The sequence below is a fragment of the Neisseria mucosa genome (genome assembly GCA_003028315.1).
GTDB classification, from domain to species: domain Bacteria; phylum Pseudomonadota; class Gammaproteobacteria; order Burkholderiales; family Neisseriaceae; genus Neisseria; species Neisseria mucosa.
In genome coordinates this window covers 1116451-1135062 of record CP028150.1, presented here as the reverse complement: position 1 = coordinate 1135062, position 18612 = coordinate 1116451, and the positions used below count along the sequence as shown (strand labels likewise).

The following is an 18612-nucleotide window of genomic DNA, read 5'->3' as shown; positions in this document are numbered from 1 at the left end:
ATTTATATGAATGGAGGCGTATTTAAAAACAAGCTCTCCATCCAAGATAGTGAATTGCTGAAAACCGCCGAAAAAGAATTTTCCGCTGTTCGCGCCCAATATCTGCTTTTGCAACCCATTACGGACAATTTCGATTTGGCCCATTTACAGACTATTCATCGCGAACTGTTTGGCGATGTTTATGATTGGGCAGGCGAAATCCGGCGGATTGATATTTCCAAAGGTAATACCCGATTTGCCAATTTTGCTTTTATCGAAAACGAAAGCCGTAAACTTTTAGAGAAGCTGCGAAACGAAAACTATTTGCAGGGGTTGGATAAAGATAAATTCGCCGAGCGTGTAGCCTATTATTTGGGCGAGTTGAACGTCCTACATCCTTTTCGTGAAGGAAACGGCAGAACATTGCGCCTGTTTATGACGCAATTGGCAATGAAAAACGGTTTGCAGATACATTAGCAAAATATCTCTGCCGAACAAATGATTCAAGCCTGTATTCAGGCATACCATGCCGATAGCAGCTTATTGGCACGCCTAATTTTAGAAAATTTAGAACAATCGTCTTTTTCAGACGACTAAAACATCAACAAACCACGATATTTTAAGGAAACCACATCATGGCATACAGCGATAAAGTAATCGATCACTATGAAAACCCCCGCAATGTCGGTACTTTCGATAAAAACGACGAGTCTGTCGGCACCGGTATGGTCGGCGCGCCGGCCTGCGGCGACGTTATGCGCCTGCAAATCAAAGTGAACGACGAAGGCATCATCGAAGACGCGAAATTTAAAACTTACGGCTGCGGCTCCGCCATCGCTTCGTCCAGCCTGATTACCGAGTGGGTCAAAGGTAAAAGCCTGGATGACGCGCTGGCAATCAAAAACAGCGAAATCGCCGAAGAACTGGAATTGCCGCCTGTGAAAATCCACTGCTCCATCTTGGCTGAAGATGCGGTAAAAGCGGCTGTTGCCGACTACCGCAAACGTCAGGAAAACAAATAATCCGATTAGTGGGTGCTTTGTCGGCAGACATTTATAGGACTCCTGAAAGTCTTAGGGTTTCCGGAAAAAGTAAACTCGAAGGCTTGTTCCCTTCTCACTCAGAGGTGGAAGACAAGAACACAGAAACTTAATCCTTTTGAAGTTACCGCCAAATTTAGGACTGTCTGCCAATCTATCCCCTCTCCCCGCGGGAGAGGGTTAGGGAAAGGGCAATAAGCCGCAGACTTATATTTAGTCGATACGCCTGCAAAATCAAAAGAAACGGCATGCCTTTTCTTGTAAAGAAGAGGGTAAGGACACAGAAACTTAATCCTTTTGAAGTTGCCGCCAAATTTGGGGCTGCCTGCCAATCTATCCCCTCTCCCCGCGGGAGAGGGTTAGGGAGAGGGCGATAAGCCGTAGGCTTATATTTATCAATACGTCTGCAAAATCAAAGGACACGAAATGCCTTTTACCGATGAAGAAGCCCAATCCCTGCTTGCCGTCAAAGGCATAGGCAAAACCGTATTGCAGCGTTTGCAGCAAATGGGTTTGGATGATGTTGCCACGCTGGCGGCGGCGGATTTGGACGATGTTTTGGAACAGGGCGCAAAATTGACCGGCTCGACCTGTTGGAAAAACAGTCCGCAGGCAAAAGCCGCCGTTTCTGCCGCGATAGCGTGGGCAAAACAGCGTTTTCAGACGACCTGAAAGGCAAGAAGTCGTCTGAAAATGAAAGTAGGTAAAACAATGATTGCGAAATAAGGAAAGAAGCATGATTACCATCACAGAAAATGCAGCCAAATACATCAACAACTACCTGACCAAACGCGGCAAAGGCTTGGGCGTGCGCTTGGGTGTGAAAACCAGCGGCTGCTCGGGTATGGCATACAACCTTGAATTTGTCGATGAGGCCAGCGCCGAAGATTTGGTATTCGAAGAACACGGCGCCCGCATCTATATCGACCCGAAAAGTCTGGTTTATCTGGACGGCACGCAAGTCGATTACACCAAAGAAGGTTTGCAGGAAGGTTTCAAATTCGAAAACCCGAATGTCAAAGACTCTTGCGGCTGTGGCGAGAGCTTCCACGTTTAAGACATAAAAACGGCGGGACAGTATCAAAACCGTCCCGCCATTTTTTCGCTTCCTGTCTGTTGTAGCTGCCTTTGCCTTTTCTTTTCCGTTCCACCTTGTGTCGGAACAAATCGGATTTCACTAAGGCTTTTAAAGCATTGTCGCGTATTTTGCCTTTATTGTGTTGCACTTTACTGCTCATATTCAGTCCTTTTGGTTAAGAATCAGCGGATTATAAGGCAAAATCAGGTTTCTGCCGAAAATTTCACATTAATTATCCCGCCATGTCTCAATATTTCACACTCTTCCAGCTTGAACCCGCTTTCGATATCGACACCGAAAGCTTGGAGCAAACCTACCGCGCCTTGGCTGCCCGTTTCCATCCCGACAAATTCGCTTCAGCCTCCGCCTTCGAGCAAAAGCAGGCAGTGATGATGTCTTCCACCATCAACGATGCCTACCGCACCTTGAAAAATCCCATCGACCGCGCGGCGTATCTGTTGAAAACGTTGGGCATAGACGCCGATGCGCCGGAGCATACCTCTTTCGCTCCTGAATTTCTCATGCAGCAAATGGAATGGCGCGAAGCGCTGATGGATGCGCAAATGGAGCAAAACGATGAAGCCCTGCGCGCGTTGGATCAAGAAATCAGCCGCGAGCAAGACAAGTTGTATCAAGATTTGCGGACGGCCTTTGCAGCGAAAGACCACGAATCCGCCGCCCAATGGGTGCGCCACGGTAGGTTTTTAAACAAACTGCGCAACGAAATCGCCGCCGCATTGCAAGATTAAATACCTAGATTTTGAGCATCTGAAAGGTCGTCTGAAAACCGGAATAAGGTTTCAGACGACCTTTATTGCTTATTCCATCATGTTGTATGCCATTATATTTTCAAAATTTAACACAAATCCGAATTTGCCTTATTTCATAAGCGCATAGCCGAATGAGGGTTTTGATGCTAAAAAACGCATCTTTGCGGTAAGGCTTGAATCATAGGGAAAGAGGTCGTCTGAAAGAAAATTGGGAAAAGCCCGATTTCAAAACAGCGGCCTTGTCAAGACTGGATAAGCGACGAAAAATACACTATATTGTGCCACTCGATATTAATACATACTGTATCTTGTGTTTCAGGATGGAGAAAGCTCACGATGAATGCACCGACTGATTTGAAAGTAACCAAGCGCGACGGACGTTTGGAAAATCTCGACTTAGACAAAATCCACCGCGTCGTTACTTGGGCGGCGGAAGGCTTGAAAAACGTTTCCGTATCGCAAGTCGAGCTCAAATCGCACATCCAGTTTTACAACGGCATCCGCACCGACGACATCCACGAAACCATCATCAAGGCGGCTGCCGACCTGATTTCGCAGGATACGCCCGACTATCAATATCTTGCCGCGCGTCTGGCGATTTTCCACCTGCGCAAAATCGCTTACGGCGAGTTCGAACCGCCGCATCTCTTCGACCACGTTAAAAAACTTACCGATGCGGGCAAATACGACCGCCACATCATCGAAGATTACAGCTGCGAAGAGTTTGACGAGCTGAACGCCTATATCGACCACAGCCGCGACATGACCTTCTCGTATGCCGCCGTGAAGCAGCTCGAAGGCAAATATCTGGTGCAGAACCGCGTTACCCGCCAGATTTATGAAACGCCGCAGTTCTTATACATTTTGGTGGCGATGTGTCTCTTCAGCAAATATCCGAAAGAGACCCGTTTGGATTACGTCAAACGTTTTTACGACGCCGTTTCCACATTCAAAGTATCGCTGCCGACCCCGATTATGAGCGGCGTGCGCACGCCTACGCGCCAATTCTCAAGCTGCGTATTGATTGAATGCGACGACAGCCTGGATTCCATCAATGCCACCACCAGCGCGATTGTGAAATACGTTTCCCAACGCGCGGGCATTGGCATCAACGCCGGACGTATCCGTGGTTTGGGCAGCGAAATCCGCGGCGGTGAAGCGCAACATACCGGCTGCATTCCGTTTTTCAAAATGTTCCAAGCGGCGGTTAAATCTTGCTCGCAAGGCGGCGTGCGCGGCGGCGCGGCAACTTTGTTCTACCCCTTGTGGCACATTGAAGCCGAAAGCCTGTTGGTATTGAAAAACAACCGCGGCGTGGAAGACAATCGCATCCGTCAATTGGACTACGGCGTGCAAATCAACCGCTTGCTGTACACCCGCCTGATTAAAGGCGGCAACATCACGCTGTTCTCGCCCAACGAAGTCCCCGGTCTGTACGACGCGTTCTTTGCCGACCAAGACGAATTCGAGCGTCTCTACACGAAATACGAGCAAGACCCGAATATCCGCAAACGCATTTTGTCGGCTACCGATTTGTTCTCCACGCTGATGCAGGAACGCGCCGGAACGGGACGTATCTACATCCAAAACGTTGACCACTGCAACACGCACAGCCCGTTTGACCCGCGCGTCGCGCCCGTGCACCAGTCCAACCTGTGCATGGAAATCGCCTTGCCGACCAAACCGCTGGACAACATCAACGACCCTAACGGCGAAATCGCCCTGTGTACCTTGTCCGCCTTCAACTTGGGTGCATTAAACAGCTTGGACGAGCTGGAAGGGCTTGCCGATTTGACCGTGCGCGCACTCGATGCCTTGCTGGATTATCAAGACTATCCGGTCGAAGCCGCCCGCACCGCGACCATGAACCGCCGCACGCTCGGCATCGGCGTCATCAACTACGCCTACTATCTGGCGAAAAACGGCGTCCGTTACAGCGACGATTCCGCGCTCGGCCTGACCCACCGAACCTTTGAAGCCATGCAGTATTACCTGCTCAAAGCATCGGTGAACCTTGCCAAAGAATACGGCGCATGCCCGCTGTTCAACCAAACCGTTTATTCGCAAGGCAAACTGCCCATCGACACCTACAAAAAAGACTTGGATGCCGTGTGCAGCGAACCGCTGTTGTGCGACTGGGAAAGCCTGCGCGCCGACATCGTCAAATACGGTCTGCGCAACTCCACCCTGACCGCACTCATGCCGTCTGAAACCAGTTCGCAAATCGCCAACGCCACCAACGGCATCGAGCCGCCGCGCGGATTGGTAACGGTTAAAGCATCGAAAGACGGCATCCTGAAACAGGTTGTGCCCGAATTTGAAACCCTGAAAGACGCCTACGAAACCTTGTGGCAGCTTCCGGGCAACGAAGGTTATCTGAAACTTGTCGGCGTGATGCAAAAATTCGTCGATCAGGCGATTTCCGCCAACACTGCCTACGACCCGGGCAAATTTGAAGGCAACAAAGTTTCCATGAAACAAATGCTCAAAGACCTGCTGACCGCCTACAAATACGGCGTCAAAACCCTGTACTACCACAACACCCGCGACGGAGCGGACGATACGCAGACTGATATTCAGGATGACGGCTGCGCAGGCGGGGCTTGTAAGATTTAACTTTGCAATTAACCTATTTGAAAGTGAAACAGGCTATGCAAAGCAAGCAGATAAAAGAACCCAAGCTTTGGAAATCTTACGATGAGCAGTTGGAAATTCTGAGAAGTAGAGGATTGCAGATTGATGATGAGAAAAAGGCATTAGGATATTTACGCACCATCGGTTATTACCGATTAAGCGGTTATTTTTACTCTTTCCGACAATTTGCTCCTGAAAATCCTAAGAGCAGGTTGGGTGAGTTTATTACAGATACTCGTTTTGATGATGTCAAAAGCCTTTATATGTTCGATAAGAAATTGCGGCAATTGGCATTAGATGCACTGGAAAGAATTGAAGTAGCTCTTCGGGTAAATATTGCCCATACATTGGGGCGGCATGGCTCCTTGGCTTATAAGGATAGCAAATATTCTGCCCCAGGCTTCGACCATGCTGAATGGCTGGATAGGCATAACAAGCTGGTCGAGCGCGAAAAGAAAACCAGTTTTGTTAAACATCATTTGGAACATTATGCCGACTTACCTGTTTGGGTAGCCTGCGAAGTATGGGATTTCGGCACGATGTCTATGCTGTATAAAGGGATGTTGAATAAAGATAAAGACCCTATTGCCAAATTGTATCGTTTGAAAGATGGTAAGCATCTACAAACACATCTGCATGCGTTTAACTTTATTCGCAACGTTTCGGCACATCACAGCCGATTATGGAATAGAGACATTACGTTTAAAGCCAGCTTGAAAGGTTTGTCTGATGCAGAATGGAAATCACTGTCTATCAATAAACCGTTTGTGTATTTTTGCCTGATGAAACGGATGTTGGATGTTATTTGTCCGCGAACCGAATGGGGAAGCCGTTTCCTTGCTTTACTGGATGAGTTTCCTGATGTCGTGAATAAAGCTGTAAGTTTGCGCGATATGGGTTTGGAAAATGATCCGCGAAACTGGAGATTGTGGCAAAGATAAAAGAAGAAAGCCCCCAACCTTGTTGCTCCAACCGCGTAGGTTGGCAAAGTTGGGGGAGTTGTTAGGGAGGATTATAACTAACAGCTATATTTAAGGCAAGAATTTAATGTACAGATACATTCAGACGACCTTACTTAAAACATATAAGGTCGTCTGAAATCCAAATTCCTAAATTTAAATAAACCTGAGAAAAACCCATGTCCTGCGAACACCTAGTCATGTCATACAGCACCTTTTCCAAAACCAAAAACGACGCGCTGAAAGAGCCGATGTTTTTCGGTCAGCCGGTTAATGTTGCGCGTTATGACCAGCAGAAATACGAAGTATTTGAAAAACTGATTGAAAAGCAACTGTCGTTTTTCTGGCGGCCGGAAGAAATCGACGTGTCGCGTGACCGTATCGACTACGCGAACCTGCCCGAACACGAAAAACACATTTTTATCAGCAATCTGAAATACCAAACCCTGCTCGATTCCATCCAAGGCCGCAGTCCGAACGTTGCCTTGCTGCCATTGGTGTCGATTCCCGAGTTGGAAACTTGGATTGAAACATGGAGTTTCAGTGAAACCATCCACTCGCGCAGCTATACCCATATTATCCGCAATATTGTAAATGATCCGTCGGTTGTGTTCGACGACATAGTGCAGAATGAATACATCATCGCCCGCGCCGAAGACATCGCCTGTTATTACGATGACTTAATCGAATACACCCAGTATTACAACCTGTTGGGCGAAGGGACGCACAATGTCGGCGGCAAGCTCGTTAACGTGTCTTTGCGCGAGTTGAAGAAAAAACTCTATCTCTGCCTGATGTGCGTCAACGTGTTGGAAGCCATCCGTTTCTACGTTTCATTTGCCTGCTCGTTTGCTTTTGCCGAGCGCGAGTTGATGGAAGGCAACGCCAAAATCATCAAACTGATTGCCCGCGACGAAGCCCTGCACCTGACCAGCACCCAGCATATGCTCAACCTGATGCGCGCCGGTTCAGACGACCCTGAAATGGCGGAAATCGCCGTCGAATTGCAGGACGAATGTTTCAAACTCTTCAAAAAAGCGGCGGAACAGGAAAAAGAATGGGCTGCCTATCTGTTTAAAGACGGTTCGATGATTGGTCTGAACAAGGAAATTCTGGCGCAATACGTCGAATACATTACCAACCTGCGTATGCAGGCGGTCGGTCTGCCCGCAGGATTCGAAGGTGCTACCCAAAACCCGATTCCGTGGATTAACGCGTGGCTGTCGTCTGACAACGTACAAGTCGCGCCGCAGGAAGTGGAAATTTCTTCTTACTTAATCGGTCAGATTGATTCGGAAGTCAGCGCGGACGATTTGGGCGATTTCGAACTGTAATCAAACTCGGCGGTTTTTCTGCATTTCCATCATCAGAGGTCGTCTGAACAGGTGTAGAAACGAAATCAAAGATTTCGGTTACACCGTGCAGACGGCCTTTCCCGCTTAAACAGATAACAATGGCACTTATCAGCACACACGATAAAACCTTCGAGCTTCAAGAGGGCGAAACCTTATTGGAGGGCTTGGAGCGCACCGGACACGAGGTCGAATACCAGTGCCGCAGCGGTTATTGCGGTTCCTGCCGCGTCAAAATATTAGACGGCAGGGTGTCCTACGACGATTTCCCGCTGGCGTTTGTTGCGCCCGGTGAAATTCTGCCGTGTTGCTGTCGGGTAAATGAAGACATTAAGGTTGATTGCCGCGCTCGAATGAGCGAACCAGATTTGTTCGATGTCGGTTTGTTTGATGAACAGGAATAACTTTAATTGATTAGATTGGTAGTGGATTCGAATAGGGATATGGGTATTTTTATTTGAAGCTATCAACTGACTGATTTTTATATTTTAAATACACATTACTGGAAAAATAAAATGATCAAAAACAATACATCCCAATTTTTCTTATTATCCGTCGCCGTCTTATTGGCGGCTTGCTCTCCTGAAAAACAGGATAAGGTAAAAGAATCTGCCGCTTCTGTGCCTTTATCTTCTGTTTTCGAGAAATCCAATACAAATGATAAGACCGTAGAAACGGACATAAACAAAGTAGAAAGCGCACCTTCTTCAAACTGCACCAACCTGCATCAGATTGGCGGCATTGATGATTTTGTCCGTCAGGTTGCCGAGAATATCGATTCCAGTTGTTTGTTTGAACGCAGCCCTAAAGAATTGGCGGCGGTTTGGGGCATTCCCGGTGGAGACGATCCGCTGGAGCAGGCACTGTTCCCTGATATTGATCCGAATGATCCTAAAAACGTTGATAAAGTGATAGAGGCTATTGATCAGATGGTAAAAGGGGAGCGGAGCTATAATCAGCAGGCGGTAGAACCGGTGGTACAAGAAATGAAAGCACTCAGGCGTCGGGATACTTTGGTTTTATCAACAGGCAAACAGACAAGCCAAGGTTCGGATCAGCCACTGAGGGTAACGCACAATTTTGACATAGAAGGAACGCCGGAATATCTTAAGAAACACGGCGACGGGTTTGGCGGTAGTTTTCAAAACATCAGCCAGTTGCCCGAATATTTGAAATCGCGCGGGAAGATTTTTGAGGCGCAAAGGGTATTCCGCCTTTTCAACCGCGACCGCAGCCCTGATAAACCTTATCTGGAAATTGTGTTTGACGAAAGTGGAAAAATCGTTTCGATTACCGTATATGAGAATGTTTCCAATCCGGCAAGCGAGATTCATTTGATGTAATGGGTTTGGAGCACAAACGGAGAGAGTGGGAATCTAAAATCATCGAGCGTTCGTTGAGCTTTTGATGCGATAGCATTTTGATTGTAAGCCTTCAATTCAATATCGAAAAGGTCGTCTGAAACCTGAATCGGGTTTCAGACGACCTTTTGTTGATGTGTTCGAGCTTAACCAAATGCTTAACGGCTGTCTTTCCATTGGTAATATTTCGAGCCGAGGAAGGAGCCGAGTTTGCGCAGGAAAGGTTGGGTAATGATGCTCGGGTGTTTGAGTTTTTCAAACGGTTTCAGACGACCATTGTCGCCCATGATGGCTTCGGCGATGGCAAGGCCTGCTATGCCGGTAATTGCCATGCCGTGTCCGGAATAGCCTTGGGCATAGTAAACAGTAGGCGCGAGTCTGCCGAAGTGGGGGGCGAGGTTGGCGGTGATGTCGCATTCACCGCCCCATGAATGTTCGATTTTGACATCGGCAAGCTGGGGGAAGACTTTGAGCATGTCTTGGCGGACAAACTCAGTCATGCGGGCGGGGTCGTCGATGAACTCGTTGTCTTTACCGCCGAAGAGTAGGCGGCCGTCGGCGCTGAGGCGGTAGTAGTCGAGGACGTGGCGGTTGTCACAGACGGCCATGTTGTTACGGATAAGTTCTTTGGCGCGTTCGCCCAGCGGTTCGGTGGCGATGATGAAGGTGCTGACGGCGATGGCTTTTTTTTCCAATGGCTTGAATTTTTGATGCAAACCGGCGTAGGTGTTGACGGCATACACGAGGTTTTGGCATTCGATGCTGCCGTCCGGGGTATGGACGAGCCAGCCGCCTTGATAGGGTTCGATACGGGTCATCGGGGACTGTTCGAAAATCTGCGCGCCTGCTTCGGCAGCGACGCGGGCGATGCCCAGGGTATAGTTGAGCGGATGGAGATGGCCGGAATGAGGATCGAACTGTGCGCCCAAGTACATATCGCTGGCAAGTTGTTGCTTGAGTGTGGCTTTATCCCAGAGTTGGTAATGGGTAGCGCCGTAATGTTGTCGGGCGTGTTCATGCCATTGTTGCAATTCTTCCCAATGCTGCGGGCGGATGGCGACGGTGGCATAGCCGCGCTGCCAGTCGCAGGCGATTTGATGTTTTTTAACCCGTTCGTCAACGAGTTCGACGGCTTGCAGGGATTGCTGCCAAAACCAGCGGGCTTGTTCCAAGCCGACTTGTTTTTCGATTTCTTCCATACCGCAGGCGTAATCGCTGATGACTTGCCCGCCGCTGCGCCCTGATGCGCCGAAGCCGATACGGGCGGCTTCGAGTACGGTAACTTCGCGTCCGTTTTCGGCAAGGGGAAGGGCGGTGCAAAGTCCTGTCAATCCTCCGCCGATGACGCAGGTCTCGGTTTTCAGACGACCTTCAAGCTTGGGATAAGCGGCGTGGGGATTGATGGTGCTGAAATAATAGGAGGGAAGGTATTCTTTGAAATTGGGATGAATCATAGGGTAATGCTTTGTGTGGTTTCAGACGACCTTTGGAGGGTATAGTGGATTAACTTTAAACCAGTACGGCGTTGCCTCGCCTTAGCTCAAAGAGAACGATTCTCTAAGGTGCTGAAGCACCAAGTGAATCGGTTCCGTACTATCTGTACTGTCTGCGGCTTCGTCGCCTTATCTTGATTTAAATTTAATCCACTATAGTTGAGGGTCATCTGAAAAGTTGTCAAACGGGTTGTGTGAAGAAAACAGGCTGACCTTGCATTGATGCGGTCAGCCTGTCTGATTGGGTCAATTTGTTTTTTCTGCGGCAAGCTTTTCCTGACGGTAGGCTTCGGCGGCTTCCCGATCGCGTTTGGTTGCTTGGCGCATCATCCAATAATTGATGACGATGACCAGCGTACCGATGATGCCGATCAGGATGGTTGCCAACACATTCATCTGCGGGTCGAGACCCAGCTTGATTTTGGAGAAAATCACCTGCGGCAATGTGGAAGAACCGGGACCAGACAGGAAAGAGGTAATCACCAAATCATCCAGCGACAGGGTAATGCCGAGCAGGAAACCTGAAGCGATGGCAGGGGCAATCAAGGGCAGGGTGATGACGAAAAAGATTTTCAGCGGACGCGTACCTAAGTCCATTGCGGCCTCTTCGAGCGATTGGTCAAGCTCCACCAGACGCGAACGGATGACGACGGTGATGTATGCCATACAAAGCGTCGTATGCCCGAGGAAAATGGTGAAGAAACCGCGGTCGAAGTACAGGTTTTGCAGCAATTCGCTACCTTGCAGGAACATCTGCACCTGAATAATCAGGAGCAGCATGGACAGACCGGTAATCACGTCAGGCATAACCATAGGCGCGGAAATCATACCGGCGAACAAGGTGCTGCCGCGGAAGCGCTTGATACGCGCCATTGCGTAGCCTGCCAGCGTGCCCAAAATGACGGCTGCAAGCGAAGATGCGGCGGCAATGCGCAGCGACAGCCAAGCGGCTTCCAAGATGGTGTCGTTTTCCAGCAATGCGCTGTACCACTTGGTCGAAAAGCCGCCCCAAACGGTAACCAGCTTGGATTCGTTGAACGAATAGATGACCAAAACGACCAGCGGAATATACAGAAACGCCAGCGACAGCATCAGCATCAGTTTCAGGAACCAGGATAATCGGGATTTCTGCATTATTTGGATCCTTCCTCTAATTCGCGGTTTTCATAATGCTGGAACAGCGCAATCGGCACGACCAGCAATGCGACCATGACGACGGCGACGGCAGAAGCCAGCGGCCAGTTGTTTTGGTCGAAGAACGCCTGCCACAAGACTTTACCGATCATCAGGTTTTCCGAACCGCCGACCAGTTCGGGAATCACGAATTCACCGACTGCGGGAACGAAAACCAGCATGGAGCCTGCGATGATGCCGGTTTTGGACAGAGGCAGGGTAATGGTGAAGAACGATTTAATCGGCCCTGCGCCCAAATCAGAAGCGGCTTCAAGCAGGCGGTTGTCGAGTTTCACCAGTTGCGTGTAAAGCGGCAGGATCATAAACGGCAGATAGGCATAGACCATGACCAAGTTCAGCGAGAACGCGTTGTAGAACAGGTCTAAAGGCTCTTCGATAATCTGCATTTTAAGCAGGAAATTGTTGATGATGCCGTTGTGTCCCAGCAGGCCCATCCATGCGTAAACACGCAACAGGAAGGAAGTCCAGAAAGGCAGCATGATGGCAAGCAGCAGACCGTTGCGCATGGCGGGGTTGGCGCGCGAAATCGCATAGGCGGTCGGATAACCAATCAGCAGACAAATGATGGTTGTCGTCAGCGCAGTCTTAATGGAAGACCAGTAGGTCATCAGATAGATATTGCTGTTTTCGCTGTCGCCGAACGGATTCAGGGTATTCCAAAAATTTTGGAAAATATCGGCATAGTTTTGATAACTGATGGCGATGTTCAGACGACCTAAATCTTCATCGACGCTGGTCAGCGGCGTAAACGGCGGAATGGCGATTTCTTGTTCGGCAAAGCTGATTTTCAGCACAATGGCGAACGGAATCAGAAACAGCACCAAAAGCCAAATATACGGTACGGCGATGACCGCGCGCTGACCCGGGCGGCGGAACAGTTTGTTTTTCAGTTTTTTAAGGTTCATCTCATTCCCCTTAAATCAACGGAACAACGGAGTCGGTTGGTTTTCCGGCCAGCTGATATAGACGGTTTCGTCCCAAGTCGGCGGCGTGATGTTGCGCACATACCAATAAGGTGCGGGAACTTGGCTTTTGACGACGCGGCCGTTGGCGAGTTTGATGTGGTAGATGGCGAAGCTGCCCAAGTAGGCGATTTCTTCTACAGTGCCTTTTGCCCAGTTGAAGCGGCCCAAGTGGTCAGGTTTTTCTTTGTACAAATCAATGTCTTCGGGACGGATGCTGACCCAAATGTCTTGTTCGCTTGGGCCACCCAGACCGTGGTCGATGCGGACGTGGTTTTCCAAACCTTCGCATTCGATGACGGCATAATCGGCATGGTCGTCAATCACGACGCCGCCGAAAATATTGGTCTCGCCGATGAATTCGGCGGTAAAGCGGCTGTTGGGGTAGTCGTACACGTCGCTGGGCGTACCGACCTGTTGCAACTGACCGTCAGACATAATGGCGATGCGGGTCGCCATCGTCATCGCTTCTTCTTGGTCGTGCGTGACCATGATGCAGGTTACGCCGACTTGTTCGAGCGTGTTGACCAATTCGAGCTGGGTTTGTTGGCGCAGTTTTTTGTCCAACGCGCCGAGAGGTTCGTCAAGCAGCAGGATTTTCGGACGTTTTGCCAAGCTGCGTGCCAAAGCGATACGCTGTTGCTGACCGCCGGATAATTGATGCGGTTTGCGCTTGGCGTATTTGGTCATCTGAACCAGACGCAGCATTTCTTCCACGCGTGCAGCAATTTCATCTTTGGGCATTTTGTCTTGTTTCAGACCGAAGGCAATGTTCTGCTCCACAGTCATGTGCGGGAACAGGGCATAGCTTTGAAACATCATATTGATGGGGCGCTCGTAGGGGGCAAGTTTGGTAATGTCTTGACCGTCCAGAATGATTTTGCCCTGATTAGGGCTTTCCATGCCCGCCAGCATACGCAGCAGCGTGGATTTGCCGCTGCCGGAGCTGCCCAAAAGGGCAAAGATTTCATGTTGATAAATATCTAAGTCGATGTTATCGACAGCGTAATTGTCACCAAACTTTTTCACCAAGCCTTGGATTTTAAGATAAGGTTTGGCTGAAGACGCAGTGGTTGCGGTCATAATGGCAATACTCCAATAAAAATGACGAGTACCGGCAAAACGGATTTTCGAAAGGGTGATAAAAAGCTGTTTGATTGCTGGCGGGAGTCGCAACGTCGAAACGTCGTCTGAAACTCTTGTGAAGCGCACGGGCAGCATGGATGGGAAACGGCTGGAAATCCAAGGATAAACCGCCTCCGCCGAACTCGCTATTATATTAGCCTATGGCACGCAGGGGCAATACGAAATTGCCCGAAGGGGCTGATTTCCCGCGGATTTGATTTAAACAGGACATTTTGAAACCTGTCAGATTGAATCTGCGGTCAATCCATACGGGTGAATAAGGAAAGGCAATCGCTTTCACAAGCGAAGTTGAGCGCGTTGTTTTTATGCAATTAATTTATATGAATATTATGCTTATATTTTAAATATTCATTCAAAATATAATAAAATATGAAATATTTACATTAATTGCTTGATAAGCATTTCGTTGCAGCAAGTGCAATAACAAGCAGATTTTCAAACAAATTTTTTCGTGAATGTTCACGCAAGGGGTAAACATGAGTATCAAACAATGGCCTGAAGGCGAGCGGCCGCGCGAGAAATTGTTGGCACATGGCGCAGGCGCGTTGAGCGATGCTGAGTTGCTGGCGATTTTGCTGCGGGTAGGTACGCGCGGGATGAGCGCGGTGGATTTGGCGCGTTATCTGCTGAACGAGTTTGGCAGCTTGGGCAAGCTGATGAGCGCCGACGCTAAAACGCTTTCCGCATACAAGGGTATGGGTTTGGCGAGTTTTACCCAATTTGCTGTCGTCAAAGAAATCGGCAGGCGGATTTTGGGCGAGGATTTACAGGAAAATATCACGCTTTCCAGCCCGAAAGCCGTTGCCGATTATCTGCGCCTGCATTTGGGGCACGAAAAGATAGAAGTCAGCACCGCGCTTTTGCTCAACCGCCAAAACAGGCTGATTGCCATGCGCGAACTCTCGCGCGGAACGGTGGCGGAAAATACCGTCTATATCAGGGAAATCGTCAAGCTCGCATTGGACGAATACGCCGACAGCCTGATTATCGCGCACAATCATCCCGGCGGTTCGGCAACGCCTTCGCAATCGGACATCGCGTTTACAGGTCGTCTGAAACAGGCTTTGGCATTGGTTGATGTCTCGCTTTTAGACCATTTTATTGTTACGGCGACAGAAGCCTGCTCGATGCGGGAACAGGGGTATATGGAAGGGTAAAGTGATATTGCCGGGCGGGGTAAAGGTTAAGATAAGGTCGTCTGAAAACGGATTTCAGACGACCTCTTTACTGATTTTAGTGTGATAGATATGTAAGGTAGCCGATATTTTGAACTAAACGGGCATGAAGGGTCGTCTGAAAATTCTTTTCTATAAACTGGAAACTAGGTGAGACTAGATGAACTCAAGCCCTTTCGCTGATGATGCCGGACACGCCGACTTCGTGCGGATTGATGCGGGCGGTTTCTTCCTGCCCCAGTCCGACCAGTTTGCGCAGCCGAGTCATATAGGCATTGACATCCAAGCCGCGTCCGTAGCGTTGCGCTTCCCATATGGTTTCTGCCAGCGCATCCATCATATCGTGTTCGGCACGTACCCAATCGCCGCCATAGCGCACGCAGAGTTGTCCGTGTATGACGCGGATGCCGGGCGGCTGGTCGATGGCTGCTTGTTCTTGCAGGGAGAGATGCAGCGACATATGCAGGAAGGGATTGGTTTCTCCTTCTTCGGGCGTCCAGGTTTTGTCCAGATAGTCTTCGATATTTTCGAGATAGCGGGAGTATTCGGGATGGGCTTCGATAATCCGCAGGGCTTTTTGTTGCAGGCCGTCCAGTTGCAGGGGGGTGAGGCGTTGTTGCCAGACATGGGCGAAAAATCGGCGGACATCGTGTGTGTTGACATCGTACATGGCGGGAATTTCAGAAATTCGGATAGGGCGATTATATAGTTATCTTTCCTGCTTTTACATTTGATTAACGGTTTATGCCTCAGGGCGTTTTAAAATGCAGCTTTGCTTCTTATCTTATGGAATAATGATGAACCCTTATTTGTCCGCTTTTGTATTATCTGTCCCGATGGTGGTTGCCGCGCCTTATGTGGCGGCTGAAACACACCCCGCACAGGCTCAGATGCAGCAGAATATAGATGCAGTTTTGAAAATTGCGCGCAACGGCTCTTTGAGCGAGGCGCAAAAGGTCAAGCAGATCGAGCAGTATGCAGACCGTTATCTGGATTACGAACGCATTTCCGCTTTGGCGGTCGGCGCGCCTTGGCGTGAATTCTCCGCCACTCAGAAAACGGAATTTATCCACGCTTTTAAAGACATGATTATAGCCATGTATTCGCATTCCGCCTTAATCGGCGCGGCGGATGCGCAGGTAAGGCTGTTGCCGAAAATGACGGTCAACGGCAATAAGTTTGACGTATTTTCTGAACTGCACACCAAAAAAGGGACGAAATACGAAGTAGCCTACCAGCTTTATAAGGTCGGCCCTGTCTATAAAATCTACAACATCCGCGTGGACGGAACGAGCCTGGTAACGGTTTACCGCAACCAGTTCGGCGAACTTATCAAGCAAAAAGGCATAGACGGCACCATTGCGACCGTCAAAGCCAAAGGGCTGAAAAAGCAATAAATCCAATGACAAAAGGTCGTCTGAAAGTTTCAGACGACCTTTTTCTATTTGTTTAAATTGTTATTTCAACATCAAAATCGCAGCCACCGCCACAGCCGCCACTGCCAATGCGGCAATCAGTTTGGCGGCGGAAGCAAATTTCAAGGTAACGGTTTGCCCCTCGATATACTTGTAGCCGCTGATCATCGGGCGGATCAAATCTTTTTTCTTCAAAAACTTATACGCCAAGACCGTAACGATGTGTAGTCCCGCCAATGCCGCCAGCAGGTTGAAGAAATTGACGTGGATTTTGCGCATCAGGCTGCCCGTGTCCGAGCTGACCAAATGGTTCAGATAGCCGCTGTCGGTAAACGTGTTTTCATCGGCGGCAAACAAGCCCGTCGTCGCTTGCAGCAAAACCGCCGCAATCAGCGCGATGACCATCAGCGCGCCCAAAGGGTTGTGTCCGGGCTGCTCATTTTCCGTCAGGCTGCCTTGCAGGTAGCGGCGGATGGATGACGGGCCGCGCACGAATTGCGAAAACCGAGCCGTATCGCTGCCCCACAAGCCCCAACACAGGCGGAAGACAATCAGCCCCGCCACCAGCAGCCCGCAGCGCAAGTGCCAAACCAGCATCCCGCCGCCAGCCTGCGCGCTGTACCACATAAATCCGACCGACAAGACCAAGAGCCAGTGAAACAGACGCGTTGGCAAATCCCAGACTTTGACTTTTTGTTTCATTAAATATTCCTTGTTGTGCGGTTGTAGTGTTCCTATACGGGGCGGTAGAATCGTGAAAACAACAGTCGATAGATAAAAGACATCCTCTTTTCGCCACGCATCCGCTATTTTATCCCAAACTCAGGCAGATTGATGATGAACCCGTCCTATAAGCTCCCCGATACGCCCGATTTTTTTCAGACGACCTCGCAATTTCCCGACGTATTCGCCCCACGCCAAGCGGAATCGCACAAAGGGACATACGGCACGCTCGCCGTCGTCGGCGGCGCATCGGGCATGAGCGGAGCCGTTGTCCTCGCTTCCACCGCCGCGATTTATCAAGGCAGCGGCAAAGTGTGGGCGGGCTTCAATCAAACCGCCTTGCCCTTTGCCGTCATCCCCGAACGCCCCGAAATCATGCTGGCGACTGCCGAAGACCTGCTGAAACGCAAGGACATCATCGCATGGGCGGTCGGCTGCGGCATGGGTTTGGGCGAAACCGCCAACCGAATCTTAAATACCGTGTTGACGCACAATCAAGATGCACCGTTGTTGCTTGATGCCGACGCACTGACTTTGCTAGCAAGGTCTAACCCCGAAACCCGCGAAGCAGCACAAAAGCGCGGTAATCTGGTTCTGACCCCGCATCCCGCCGAAGCCGCCCGCCTGCTCGGTACATCCACCCAAGCCGTTCAGCAAAATAGAATGTCCGCCGTCCAAACCATCAGCGCAACATTCCAAGCCGTAACCGTCCTAAAAGGACACCGCACACTGGTCGCCGCGCCCGACGGCACGGTCTATACCAACCCAAGCGGCAACGCCGGACTTGCCACCGCAGGCAGCGGCGACGTTTTAAGCGGCATCATCGGCAGCCTGCTCGCTCAAGGCATCCCGCCGTTCCAAGCCGCTTGCGCCGGCGTATGGCTGCACGGCGCGGCAGCGGATGTCATCAAACATTCATCGGGCGTAGAAACCGGTATGCTCGCAGGCGAAATCGCCCCTGCCGCCAGATGGTTGAGGAATCGGCTCGTGACGGATAAAACAAAAAATTGAGCAGGAAGGAGGTCGTCTGAAAACAATTTGTCGCACTTGGTTTCAGACGACGTTTAAAATATGCGGGTTCGGGACAAGTCAAGCCGCAGCGCAGGCTTTGCCCGCGAGCCTGCCGATTGGATTCCAAGTCGGACAATTAACAGGGTCGTTTTTCCGCGGGCAAAGCCCACGCTACATTCTGTGTGTTTTCATACGACGTATTGCACTCCGGCCTTCTGAGGGATTTTTTGGGTTATATACCCGATACAAGTGCATTTTTCTAATCGGATGTTGTTTCCGTTTTTCAGACGATGTCCGATATTTTTAAATTTTTTTATCGG

At 49.8% G+C, this 18612-nt stretch carries 19 protein-coding genes and 1 pseudogene; 13 read left to right on the top strand and 7 right to left on the bottom strand.

Features of this window, described 5'->3' with window-relative positions:
- The first annotated feature begins 108 nt into the window (after positions 1 to 108).
- The 4 genes and pseudogenes from NM96_05625 to iscA all read left to right on the top strand — a co-directional run bounded on the left by NM96_05625 (position 109) and on the right by iscA (position 2076).
- Positions 109 to 602 (top strand): annotated as a pseudogene (locus NM96_05625) (cell filamentation protein Fic).
- A 12-nt stretch (positions 603 to 614) separates the two neighbouring features.
- The gene (locus tag NM96_05620; GenBank protein AVR78883.1) at positions 615 to 1001 is read left to right on the top strand and encodes a Fe-S cluster assembly scaffold IscU; all 387 of its coding nucleotides are present in this window, start codon (positions 615 to 617) and stop codon (positions 999 to 1001) included.
- Positions 1002 to 1445: 444 nt separating this feature from the next.
- Positions 1446 to 1691, top strand: a complete 246-nt coding sequence (locus tag NM96_05615; GenBank protein AVR78882.1) for a recombinase RecA — start codon at positions 1446 to 1448, stop codon at positions 1689 to 1691.
- 64 nt (positions 1692 to 1755) lie between these two features.
- Complete coding sequence (gene iscA / locus NM96_05610) at positions 1756 to 2076, top strand: iron-sulfur cluster assembly protein IscA (GenBank protein ID AVR78881.1); 321 nt, start codon at positions 1756 to 1758, stop codon at positions 2074 to 2076.
- Here iscA and NM96_05605 read toward each other — a convergent pair.
- Positions 2036 to 2257: a ribosome alternative rescue factor ArfA gene (locus NM96_05605; protein ID AVR78880.1), complete on the bottom strand. Its 222-nt coding sequence runs from the start codon at positions 2255 to 2257 to the stop codon at positions 2036 to 2038. The genes iscA and NM96_05605 overlap by 41 nt on opposite strands.
- 82 nt (positions 2258 to 2339) lie before the next feature.
- On the opposite strand from NM96_05605, the gene hscB reads away from it, so the two are divergent.
- The 6 genes from hscB to NM96_05575 all read left to right on the top strand — a co-directional run bounded on the left by hscB (position 2340) and on the right by NM96_05575 (position 9155).
- A complete protein-coding gene (gene hscB / locus NM96_05600) occupies positions 2340 to 2846 on the top strand; it encodes a Fe-S protein assembly co-chaperone HscB (GenBank protein AVR78879.1) in 507 nt (168 codons plus the stop codon).
- A 357-nt stretch (positions 2847 to 3203) separates the two neighbouring features.
- Positions 3204 to 5483, top strand: a complete 2280-nt coding sequence (locus NM96_05595) for a ribonucleoside-diphosphate reductase subunit alpha (GenBank protein ID AVR78878.1) — start codon at positions 3204 to 3206, stop codon at positions 5481 to 5483.
- Positions 5484 to 5485: 2 nt separating this feature from the next.
- On the top strand, positions 5486 to 6442 hold the full coding sequence (locus tag NM96_05590) for a CAAX protease (protein ID AVR78877.1): 957 nt from the start codon (positions 5486 to 5488) through the stop codon (positions 6440 to 6442).
- 218 nt (positions 6443 to 6660) lie between these two features.
- Positions 6661 to 7794, top strand: coding sequence for a ribonucleotide-diphosphate reductase subunit beta (locus NM96_05585; protein ID AVR80277.1), 1134 nt, complete (start codon positions 6661 to 6663; stop codon positions 7792 to 7794).
- A 119-nt stretch (positions 7795 to 7913) separates the two neighbouring features.
- Positions 7914 to 8216 (top strand): 2Fe-2S ferredoxin-like protein, encoded by a 303-nt coding sequence (locus NM96_05580; protein AVR78876.1) that lies wholly within the window; start codon positions 7914 to 7916, stop codon positions 8214 to 8216.
- A 111-nt stretch (positions 8217 to 8327) separates the two neighbouring features.
- Positions 8328 to 9155 (top strand): d-alanine-poly(phosphoribitol) ligase, encoded by an 828-nt coding sequence (locus NM96_05575; GenBank protein ID AVR78875.1) that lies wholly within the window; start codon positions 8328 to 8330, stop codon positions 9153 to 9155.
- A 176-nt stretch (positions 9156 to 9331) separates the two neighbouring features.
- Here NM96_05575 and NM96_05570 read toward each other — a convergent pair whose 3' ends face one another.
- The 4 genes from NM96_05570 to NM96_05555 form a co-directional block, all read right to left on the bottom strand.
- A complete protein-coding gene (locus NM96_05570; GenBank protein AVR78874.1) occupies positions 9332 to 10627 on the bottom strand; it encodes an FAD-binding oxidoreductase in 1296 nt (431 codons plus the stop codon).
- A gap of 285 nt (positions 10628 to 10912) precedes the next feature.
- Complete coding sequence (locus NM96_05565; GenBank protein AVR78873.1) at positions 10913 to 11800, bottom strand: polyamine ABC transporter permease; 888 nt, start codon at positions 11798 to 11800, stop codon at positions 10913 to 10915.
- A complete protein-coding gene (locus tag NM96_05560) occupies positions 11800 to 12765 on the bottom strand; it encodes a putrescine/spermidine ABC transporter permease (protein ID AVR78872.1) in 966 nt (321 codons plus the stop codon). Before NM96_05560 ends, NM96_05565 begins: the two co-directional genes overlap by 1 nt.
- A 15-nt stretch (positions 12766 to 12780) precedes the next feature.
- Positions 12781 to 13905: an ABC transporter ATP-binding protein gene (locus tag NM96_05555; GenBank protein AVR80276.1), complete on the bottom strand. Its 1125-nt coding sequence runs from the start codon at positions 13903 to 13905 to the stop codon at positions 12781 to 12783.
- Between the two features lie 539 nt (positions 13906 to 14444).
- Between NM96_05555 and NM96_05550 the strand changes: the two genes are divergently transcribed.
- Positions 14445 to 15125, top strand: coding sequence for a JAB domain-containing protein (locus NM96_05550; GenBank protein AVR80275.1), 681 nt, complete (start codon positions 14445 to 14447; stop codon positions 15123 to 15125).
- Between the two features lie 184 nt (positions 15126 to 15309).
- Here the strand turns inward: NM96_05550 and NM96_05545 are convergent, their stop codons facing one another.
- Positions 15310 to 15813, bottom strand: a complete 504-nt coding sequence (locus NM96_05545) for a DUF1841 domain-containing protein (protein ID AVR78871.1) — start codon at positions 15811 to 15813, stop codon at positions 15310 to 15312.
- Positions 15814 to 15940: 127 nt separating this feature from the next.
- Here NM96_05545 and NM96_05540 point away from each other — a divergent pair, with 127 nt between their 5' ends.
- Entirely contained in the window at positions 15941 to 16540 is a 600-nt protein-coding gene (locus NM96_05540; GenBank protein ID AVR78870.1) for an ABC transporter substrate-binding protein, read from the top strand.
- Positions 16541 to 16600: 60 nt separating this feature from the next.
- On the opposite strand, the gene NM96_05535 is transcribed toward NM96_05540, so the two are convergent.
- On the bottom strand, positions 16601 to 17260 hold the full coding sequence (locus tag NM96_05535) for a nickel-dependent hydrogenase b-type cytochrome subunit (GenBank protein ID AVR78869.1): 660 nt from the start codon (positions 17258 to 17260) through the stop codon (positions 16601 to 16603).
- Between the two features lie 132 nt (positions 17261 to 17392).
- Here NM96_05535 and NM96_05530 point away from each other — a divergent pair, with 132 nt between their 5' ends.
- Positions 17393 to 18292, top strand: a complete 900-nt coding sequence (locus NM96_05530) for an NAD(P)H-hydrate dehydratase (GenBank protein AVR78868.1) — start codon at positions 17393 to 17395, stop codon at positions 18290 to 18292.
- Positions 18293 to 18612 lie beyond the last annotated feature (320 nt).

Bases quoted from the DNA above. Each gene is read 5' to 3' on its own strand.
- NM96_05620 (AVR78883.1), top strand. From the start codon at position 615: ATGGCATACAGCGATAAAGTAATCGATCACTATGAAAACCCCCGCAAT.
- NM96_05615 (AVR78882.1), top strand. From the start codon at position 1,446: ATGCCTTTTACCGATGAAGAAGCCCAATCCCTGCTTGCCGTCAAAGGC.
- iscA (AVR78881.1), top strand. From the start codon at position 1,756: ATGATTACCATCACAGAAAATGCAGCCAAATACATCAACAACTACCTG.
- NM96_05605 (AVR78880.1), bottom strand. From the start codon at position 2,257: ATGAGCAGTAAAGTGCAACACAATAAAGGCAAAATACGCGACAATGCT.
- hscB (AVR78879.1), top strand. From the start codon at position 2,340: ATGTCTCAATATTTCACACTCTTCCAGCTTGAACCCGCTTTCGATATC.
- NM96_05595 (AVR78878.1), top strand. From the start codon at position 3,204: ATGAATGCACCGACTGATTTGAAAGTAACCAAGCGCGACGGACGTTTG.
- NM96_05585 (AVR80277.1), top strand. From the start codon at position 6,661: ATGTCATACAGCACCTTTTCCAAAACCAAAAACGACGCGCTGAAAGAG.
- NM96_05580 (AVR78876.1), top strand. From the start codon at position 7,914: ATGGCACTTATCAGCACACACGATAAAACCTTCGAGCTTCAAGAGGGC.
- NM96_05575 (AVR78875.1), top strand. From the start codon at position 8,328: ATGATCAAAAACAATACATCCCAATTTTTCTTATTATCCGTCGCCGTC.
- NM96_05570 (AVR78874.1), bottom strand. From the start codon at position 10,627: ATGATTCATCCCAATTTCAAAGAATACCTTCCCTCCTATTATTTCAGC.
- NM96_05565 (AVR78873.1), bottom strand. From the start codon at position 11,800: ATGCAGAAATCCCGATTATCCTGGTTCCTGAAACTGATGCTGATGCTG.
- NM96_05560 (AVR78872.1), bottom strand. From the start codon at position 12,765: ATGAACCTTAAAAAACTGAAAAACAAACTGTTCCGCCGCCCGGGTCAG.
- NM96_05555 (AVR80276.1), bottom strand. From the start codon at position 13,905: ATGACCGCAACCACTGCGTCTTCAGCCAAACCTTATCTTAAAATCCAA.
- NM96_05550 (AVR80275.1), top strand. From the start codon at position 14,445: ATGAGTATCAAACAATGGCCTGAAGGCGAGCGGCCGCGCGAGAAATTG.
- NM96_05545 (AVR78871.1), bottom strand. From the start codon at position 15,813: ATGTACGATGTCAACACACACGATGTCCGCCGATTTTTCGCCCATGTC.
- NM96_05540 (AVR78870.1), top strand. From the start codon at position 15,941: ATGAACCCTTATTTGTCCGCTTTTGTATTATCTGTCCCGATGGTGGTT.
- NM96_05535 (AVR78869.1), bottom strand. From the start codon at position 17,260: ATGAAACAAAAAGTCAAAGTCTGGGATTTGCCAACGCGTCTGTTTCAC.
- NM96_05530 (AVR78868.1), top strand. From the start codon at position 17,393: ATGATGAACCCGTCCTATAAGCTCCCCGATACGCCCGATTTTTTTCAG.